General features: G+C 62.5%; 13 protein-coding genes. 2 read left to right on the top strand and 11 right to left on the bottom strand.

Annotated features, from left to right (window positions below):
• Positions 1-285 (bottom strand): hypothetical protein (locus ABWP50_RS03225; RefSeq protein ID WP_353216547.1); only part of this gene is annotated, 285 nt, incomplete at its 3' end.
• A 145-nt stretch (positions 286-430) separates the two neighbouring features.
• Between ABWP50_RS03225 and ABWP50_RS03220 the strand changes: the two genes are divergently transcribed.
• Complete coding sequence (locus ABWP50_RS03220) at positions 431-661, top strand: hypothetical protein (protein WP_353216546.1); 231 nt, start codon at positions 431-433, stop codon at positions 659-661.
• Positions 648-998 carry a type II toxin-antitoxin system PemK/MazF family toxin gene (locus ABWP50_RS03215; protein WP_353216545.1) on the top strand — a complete coding sequence of 117 codons (351 nt, stop codon included), beginning with the start codon at positions 648-650 and terminating at the stop codon, positions 996-998. Before ABWP50_RS03220 ends, ABWP50_RS03215 begins: the two co-directional genes overlap by 14 nt.
• Before the next feature lie 55 nt (positions 999-1,053).
• Here the strand turns inward: ABWP50_RS03215 and ABWP50_RS03210 are convergent, their stop codons facing one another.
• From ABWP50_RS03210 to ABWP50_RS03165, 10 genes are all read right to left on the bottom strand, one after another.
• The gene (locus ABWP50_RS03210) at positions 1,054-1,734 is read right to left on the bottom strand and encodes a homing endonuclease associated repeat-containing protein (protein WP_353216544.1); all 681 of its coding nucleotides are present in this window, start codon (positions 1,732-1,734) and stop codon (positions 1,054-1,056) included.
• 141 nt (positions 1,735-1,875) lie between these two features.
• The gene (gene tolA, locus ABWP50_RS03205; protein ID WP_353216543.1) at positions 1,876-2,667 is read right to left on the bottom strand and encodes a cell envelope integrity protein TolA; all 792 of its coding nucleotides are present in this window, start codon (positions 2,665-2,667) and stop codon (positions 1,876-1,878) included.
• Positions 2,664-3,080, bottom strand: coding sequence for an ExbD/TolR family protein (locus tag ABWP50_RS03200; RefSeq protein WP_502950967.1), 417 nt, complete (start codon positions 3,078-3,080; stop codon positions 2,664-2,666). Before ABWP50_RS03200 ends, tolA begins: the two co-directional genes overlap by 4 nt.
• Positions 3,081-3,136: 56 nt before the next feature.
• Positions 3,137-3,847, bottom strand: a complete 711-nt coding sequence (gene tolQ, locus ABWP50_RS03195; RefSeq protein WP_353216541.1) for a protein TolQ — start codon at positions 3,845-3,847, stop codon at positions 3,137-3,139.
• The gene (locus ABWP50_RS03190) at positions 3,844-4,290 is read right to left on the bottom strand and encodes a YbgC/FadM family acyl-CoA thioesterase (RefSeq protein WP_353216540.1); all 447 of its coding nucleotides are present in this window, start codon (positions 4,288-4,290) and stop codon (positions 3,844-3,846) included. Before ABWP50_RS03190 ends, tolQ begins: the two co-directional genes overlap by 4 nt.
• Positions 4,291-4,388: 98 nt before the next feature.
• Positions 4,389-4,760, bottom strand: coding sequence for a 50S ribosomal protein L19 (rplS, locus tag ABWP50_RS03185; RefSeq protein WP_353216539.1), 372 nt, complete (start codon positions 4,758-4,760; stop codon positions 4,389-4,391).
• Between the two features lies 1 nt (position 4,761).
• On the bottom strand, positions 4,762-5,502 hold the full coding sequence (gene trmD, locus ABWP50_RS03180; protein WP_353216538.1) for a tRNA (guanosine(37)-N1)-methyltransferase TrmD: 741 nt from the start codon (positions 5,500-5,502) through the stop codon (positions 4,762-4,764).
• Positions 5,499-5,888, bottom strand: a complete 390-nt coding sequence (locus ABWP50_RS03175) for a type II toxin-antitoxin system VapC family toxin (RefSeq protein ID WP_353216537.1) — start codon at positions 5,886-5,888, stop codon at positions 5,499-5,501. Before ABWP50_RS03175 ends, trmD begins: the two co-directional genes overlap by 4 nt.
• Positions 5,878-6,147, bottom strand: coding sequence for an AbrB/MazE/SpoVT family DNA-binding domain-containing protein (locus ABWP50_RS03170; protein WP_353216536.1), 270 nt, complete (start codon positions 6,145-6,147; stop codon positions 5,878-5,880). The genes ABWP50_RS03175 and ABWP50_RS03170 overlap by 11 nt, the downstream gene beginning before the upstream one ends.
• 35 nt (positions 6,148-6,182) lie before the next feature.
• Positions 6,183-6,358, bottom strand: a 176-nt coding sequence (locus tag ABWP50_RS03165; protein WP_353216552.1) for a PRC-barrel domain-containing protein, incomplete at its 5' end; no start/stop codon positions are given.

Genomic DNA, 6,358 nt, shown 5'->3' with positions numbered 1-6,358 from the left:
CTTATCAGCAGCGCCGGCTGAACGGGAGATAAACCGCCGGCAGGCGCAGCTCGGGCTGTCTGTTTGCGGGGCAGCGCCGGGCTGGCATGTTTGCGGCATCCTGTTTCCCTGATGCTGAACCTGCTCGCAAATCGACCACAAGGCCGGAGCGAATGTTGCTCGATTTTTGCCAGATTTTCCTAATCGTACGGGTTTAGGTATTGAAAAGACATATTTTTTGAAAATTTGCTGCCACGCATTTCCAGCCACCCAGCACTTGTACCGCAAAGTGCCGGTGTAGGACATCGTGTGGCTGGCACGCGCTGAGAAGGCGCGGGCCTAAAGCGCTTTACAACGCCCTGCCGCCCCAGCGCACCCCATACTGGCAACAGCGACTGGCGCAACCTGCCCCTGTGGCGTATCTTGCCCACAATCCACATAGGAGTCACCGATGGCCACTGCCGCCGAACGCAAGCCTGTTCCCGACACGCTGATCGACAAGATCGCGGCCCTGCCCGACGGCCGGGTGGCGGAGGTGGAGGATTTCGTCGACTTCCTGCGGCAGCGCGAAGCCGAGGCAGCAACTGCAAAGGCACTGCGCGCGGCGGCGATGATGGCCAGCGAGGCATCATTCGCCGCCGTGTGGAATTCGCCGGAAGACGATGTGTATGACAGCATCTGACGGGCTGGCATTCGGCGATATACTGCTGGTTCCGTTCCCCTTCACCAATCAGGCAGCGAGCAAGCAGCGCCCGGCGGTGGTGATCAGTCGCTCGGACGTAAATTCGGCGCGACCGGACGTCATTGTGATGGCCATTACCAGCCAGTTAACAGGTTTTGCCCACAGCTATGACGTATTGGTCATGCAGTGGCAGGCCGCCGGGTTGCTGAAGCCTTCCGCCATCAAGGCCGTGATCGCCACGCTTGAACGGTCCCTCATAATTCGCAAACTTGGCTCATTGCAGCCTGATGATCGCGTGGCATTGTCGGCTGCGATTGGGTTGATCTTGGGAGCTTAGAAACTATATAAGCTGCAGATTTCCCAACTTGTTAACTTGGTATGTTCTCTCCGAACTAAACAACAATATCCGACTTTCCGATATTGCAGATCAAACAAAGGGTTTGAAGATTTTCCTCGAAGGTTTCGCCCCCTTTGGACCAAGGTACAATGTGGTCAACGTGAAGCACAGTTGCTGGGTTCTTTGCAGGGCTGTCACCACAAATTTTGCAGATGCAGTGATCCCGCACCATCACCTTATATCGCAATCGCCAATTTACGCCGCGCGGAGTTCGCTTACCCGTCACTGAAGCTGGCACGCTGCTGGCCTCCTTGATAAATGTGTCTGGGTCTGCATTTCCCGCCATGTATTCTTCGAAAGCTATCAGCGCCTTATTCCATGAACCAAACCGCTTCTCGTAAGTTCCTGTCGAAAACTTTGATCCGGTCGACCGATCAGACATGTGGCGACCGAAAGGTTGCTTCCCGAGATGGGTCCAGACTGATGCGAAATTCTCAAACAGTTCCTCATTCTTTATGTCCTGCCTTGTCACAACCCCTAGCCCAGCCGCTCGCACTGCGGCGTTCCAAGTCTTGAAATTGCGCAGAACGGTTGTTGCGCCAAACTGGCCATACTGATCGTATTCTAAGCGTGTCACTGTTCCGGCCTCGCGTATCAGTGCCACTTGCCGAATATCATGAAGTAGTTCTTGCGCTGTGATGCCGCGCTTTCGCAGTTTTATCTGAAAGTCCGTCATTTAGAACAAATAGCGTAAGCTTCACCGCGAGTCACCACATGCCATGACCAACACTGATATAACGAGGCGGCAAGGGAGGCTGATGCCTTAGGTGTCGGCGCTTCATTGTTGGTTGAGAGTGTGGAGAAACCCGGAACACAATCACGTCATCTCTTCCGGATCGAAGTTAATCTCCACGCTGCCCCACAGCTCATATAATTCCGGCGGCAATTTCAGCGGTTGGCAGCGCAAGACCGCGCGGCGGGCGGTTTCGGCGAAGGCGCGGGCGTAATCGGCGTTGGCGGTGGTGCTGCCGGTGGGGGTTTCGGCGACCGGGAGCCCGATGACGCGGCCGTCGCGGCTGTAGCTGACGCGCACGATCACGGTCATGCGCCGCACGTCGCGGCCGCCGGCTGGCGGGTTCCAGCAGGGGGCGACTTGCGCGCGGATGGATTGGGCCAGTGTGGCGGCGGCGCGGGGATCGATCAGGGCCTTGGTTGGCGCTGCCGCGGTCAATTCCTTGGCGAGATTTGAGGTGTCCAGCGGGCGGGTCTTGGCCTTGGGCAGTGATTTGTCGATCAGATCGGCCAGATTGGACGTGTCGAGCAGCGGCGGTGCCAGTGTTTTGGGCGCGGCGGTGGGTTTGGCGGGCGGTTTTGGTTTGCTCGGTTCCGGCGGCGGCACGGCGTCGGCCTTTACCGGCTCCGGCGCGGGTGCAGCTTCGGCGACCGGCTCCGGCGCTGCGGCGGGTTCTTGCGGGGCGGCTTCGATCGAGGGTTTGGGCGGATCGGTGATGCGCGGCGCGTCGGCGATGGTGACGATGTCCACCGCCACGTCATTGGTGGCGGCGGGCTGCAAGGGCGCGGTGTTGGCCCAGGCCAGGCTGAGGCCGGCCAGCAGCAGCAGATGCGCGGTGGCGGCGCCGGCGAGGGTGGTGGCCTCAGTGCGGTTCACTGGACTGGCGTGTCCGCTTCGGGCGGCAGGCGTGCCGGCTTGCTGCCATCGGTGACCAGCGCCACCTTGCGAAAGCCGGCGGCGTTAACCTCCCCGACCACTTGCATCACCGCGCCATAATCCAGCATGCGATCGGCGCGCACATAGACGCGGGCATCATCGCTGCGCGCGGCGCGCAGGGCGGCCAGCTTGGCGGGCAGGGCCGCCGGCGCCACCGCCAGCCGATCGATGAACATCTGGCCGCTGCCATCCAGGCTGATCTGGATCGGCGTCTGGTCCTGCGGCAGCGCCTGGGCGCGGGCATCGGGCAGGTCCACCGGCACGCCCGCCACCAACAGCGGCGCTGTCACCATGAAGATGATCAGCAGCACCAGCATGACATCCACCAGCGGCGTGACATTGATATCCGCCATCGGCTGACGGCGGCTGCCCCTGCGGCCGCCAGCAGGGGATTTCAGGTTCATCGCCATCAGCGGCCCGCCATGCCGTCAAGCTGCCGCGACAGGAGATTGAGATATTCCTCGCCAAACGCCGACAGCCGCGCCTCGAGCCGGTTCACCCGGTGCAGCAGGCGGTTGTAGCCGATCACGGCGGGAATGGCGGCAAACAGGCCGATGGCGGTGGCAAACAGCGCCTCCGCAATGCCCGGCGCGACCACGGCCAGCGTGGTGTTCTGGCTGGCGGCGATGCTGGCAAAGCTGCGCATGATGCCCCACACGGTGCCGAACAGGCCGACAAACGGCGCCACCGAACCGATGGTGGCCAGCGCGTTCAGCCGATCCGACAGATCATCGATATCGCGGCCGATGGCGACATTGATGCTGCTCGCCAGCCGGGCGCGCAGGCCATCCCTGTCGATTGGTGCTTTCCCGCCGGGCAGGCTGCGCCGCCATTCGTTCATGCCGGCCACAAAGGCGCGGGCGGTGGGGTGATTGGCGCGCGATGACGGCTCATAGAGGCCATCCAGGCTTTCGGCCTTCCAGAACCAGTCTTCAAAGCTGGTGGCTTCGCGGTTCAGGCGGGACAGGCGGCGGGAGCGTTCGATGATGATCGTCCAGCTCCAGATCGACGCCAGCAGCAGCCCGAGCATCACGGCCTTGACCACGATATCCGCCGCCATGAACAGCGCGAGCGGCGACAATTCGGATGCGGCCTTGAGGGCGAGATCGGTTTCCATCATGCGTCCTGTGGAATGAGGCTGTGGTAGAGCGCGAGCCAGTCGCGCGGTTGCCGGCGGGGGCGGCCGGCGGGATCGAGAAAGGCAGCGGTGAGGTTGGCGGTGAAGATGGGCGTGCCATCGCGGATGATCGCCTGATCGATGCGGCAGGCGGCGGCGCGCACGCTGATCAGCCGGGTTTCGACCAGCAGCACATCATCCAGCCGGGCCGGTCGCAGCCAGCGGCAGTCCATCTGCGTGACCGCATAGGCGCCCAGGCCTTCGCGCACCGCTGCGGCGTGATCGATGCCGGCGACGCGCAGAAATTCGGTGCGGCCGCGTTCGAGGAAATGCAGATATTTGGCGTGATAGACGATGGCCGCCGTGTCCGTGTCTTCGAAATAAACGCGCAATTGCAGGCGGTGGACGCCGCCATCAAGCACGCCGGAAGAGGGGAGGGCAGACATGACAGTCAAATAGGGTTCCAGGGCCAGCCGGCGCAACGAAAAAGGCGCCAGTAGCCGTGCCACCAGCGCCCTTTCGGTAGTATGAACGTAAAAACGGCTTATGCCGGCCGGGCGTCACGCTTTTCGACGATGCGGGCCGATTTGCCGCTGCGGCCGCGCAGATAATAAAGCTTGGCACGGCGCACGATACCGCGGCGGACGACTTCGATGCTTTCGATGCTCGGGCTGTACAGCGGGAACACACGCTCAACGCCTTCGCCGAACGAAATCTTGCGCACGGTGAACGACGAATTGATGCTGCGGTTCGAACGCGCGATGCACACGCCTTCGTAATTCTGGACGCGGGTGCGCTCGCCTTCGATCACCTTCACGCCAACGCGCAGCGTGTCGCCAGCGCGAAACAGCGGGATGGCGCGGGTGGCAGTCAGCTTGGCAATCTGTTCGGCTTCGATCTGCTGGATGAGATTCATCTCATTCCTCTTTCTTCTTTTGTCGCACGTCAGAGGGCGATTGGACCTGATCATCCCCATGATGATCCCAAAGATCCGGCCGCCGTAACCGTGTGTCCGCTATGGACCGCGCGCGCCGCCAATCAGCGATGCGTGCGTGATCCCCCGATCGCAACACTTCGGGGATCGCCAAACCTTCCCATTCGGGCGGCCTGGTGTAGTGGGGATGTTCGATCAGGCCGTGTTCGTGGCTTTCATCGTCTCCACTGGAAGCCGCGCCCATTACACCGGGCAACAGGCGCACGCAAGCATCCATCACCACCAGCGCCGCCACTTCGCCGCCGGACAGGATATAATCGCCGATGGAGACTTCTTCGATGGCGCGGCGCTGGAAGATGCGTTCGTCAAAGCCTTCGAAACGGCCGCACAGGATGATGGCGCCGGGGCCTTGCGCGAGTTCGCGCACGCGGGCTTGCGACAGCGGTTTTCCGCGCGGAGTCATGGCCAGCACCGGGCGGCCATCGGCCACGGCATCCAGGCTGGCGGCCACCACATCGGCGCGCAGCACCATGCCGGGGCCGCCGCCGGCCGGGGTATCGTCAACCGTGCGGTGGCGATCGGCGGCGAAATCGCGGATGTTGATCGCATCACAGGCCCACGTGCCGGCCGCGAGCGCCCGGCCTGCAATGCTGTCCCCCAGATGGCCGGGAAACATTGCCGGATAAAGGGTGAGGATGGTGGCGCGCCAGGTCGTGGGTGTCATGGCTGCATCCAGTCTTCGACGGCGAGGCCGGGAATGTCGGCAAAATCCGGCGCGTTGGCGGTGACGACGGCAAGCCCGCGTGACAGGGCGTGCGCGGCGATCAGTCGGTCAAATCGTCCGCGCCGAAAGGGCAGCCGGGCGTAGGTTTCGGCTGCGGCCGCATCGAAGGGCAGGGCTGGCACAATATCCAGCAAGCCGTTCAGGCGGGCCATGACGATGCGATCACCAGGATCGGTGCCGCGCAAGATCTCGGCCAGCACGATGGTGGAGGTGACCAGACTGCCCAACGGCTGCTGTTCCACGCGCCGCCGCAAGATCGGCAGTTTGGCGTCCAATATGTAGATGCAGATATTGGTATCGAGCAGGTAGCGCGCGTCACTCGCCACGGGCAGCGGCTTCTCGTGCCAGAAGCGTGGAGGGGCGTTCGTCGAACACGCGATCTTCGCTGGCAATGGGCTTGATGCCGGGGCAACTGCCCCAGATGCCGTCCAGATTGATCATCGGCACATCCTGCGGCACCGCTTCGATCACCCAGCGGCCGGCTTCCTCACGCACTTCGACCAGGGTGCCGGGCGCGGGCGCGAAGCTGGCGGGCAGGCGAACGGCGGCGCTGTTGCCTGATTTGAAGATCTTGGTGCGGGCCATCGTGACGCTCCGTATGTGTATACGTAGTGTATATACTAGATGAGCCAGGCGCGGTCAACAATCAGGCGTTTGCCGTCTTCGCGCACCACATCGGCGACAAACGGCACCATCACAGATCCGCCAGCGTCCAATGCGATGTCGAGAATGTCGGATGCGCCAAAATTCTCAATGGCTTGCACCCGGCCGATGGCGGTGCCGGTGTCGTCGGCGA

The sequence above is a fragment of the Sandarakinorhabdus sp. genome (assembly GCF_040398645.1).
GTDB lineage: Bacteria > Pseudomonadota > Alphaproteobacteria > Sphingomonadales > Sphingomonadaceae > Sandarakinorhabdus.
Note: the sequence above shows the minus strand (reverse complement) of the source record. Positions and strands in the feature narration are given on the sequence as shown.

What these genes read in the sequence shown, in the direction of transcription:
- ABWP50_RS03220 (WP_353216546.1), top strand. Translation starts at nt 431, where the DNA reads ATGGCCACTGCCGCCGAACGCAAGCCTGTTCCCGACACGCTGATCGAC.
- ABWP50_RS03215 (WP_353216545.1), top strand. Translation starts at nt 648, where the DNA reads ATGACAGCATCTGACGGGCTGGCATTCGGCGATATACTGCTGGTTCCG.
- ABWP50_RS03210 (WP_353216544.1), bottom strand. Translation starts at nt 1,734, where the DNA reads ATGACGGACTTTCAGATAAAACTGCGAAAGCGCGGCATCACAGCGCAA.
- ABWP50_RS03200 (WP_502950967.1), bottom strand. Translation starts at nt 3,080, where the DNA reads ATGGCGGATATCAATGTCACGCCGCTGGTGGATGTCATGCTGGTGCTG.
- tolQ (WP_353216541.1), bottom strand. Translation starts at nt 3,847, where the DNA reads ATGATGGAAACCGATCTCGCCCTCAAGGCCGCATCCGAATTGTCGCCG.
- ABWP50_RS03190 (WP_353216540.1), bottom strand. Translation starts at nt 4,290, where the DNA reads ATGTCTGCCCTCCCCTCTTCCGGCGTGCTTGATGGCGGCGTCCACCGC.
- rplS (WP_353216539.1), bottom strand. Translation starts at nt 4,760, where the DNA reads ATGAATCTCATCCAGCAGATCGAAGCCGAACAGATTGCCAAGCTGACT.
- trmD (WP_353216538.1), bottom strand. Translation starts at nt 5,502, where the DNA reads ATGACACCCACGACCTGGCGCGCCACCATCCTCACCCTTTATCCGGCA.
- ABWP50_RS03170 (WP_353216536.1), bottom strand. Translation starts at nt 6,147, where the DNA reads ATGGCCCGCACCAAGATCTTCAAATCAGGCAACAGCGCCGCCGTTCGC.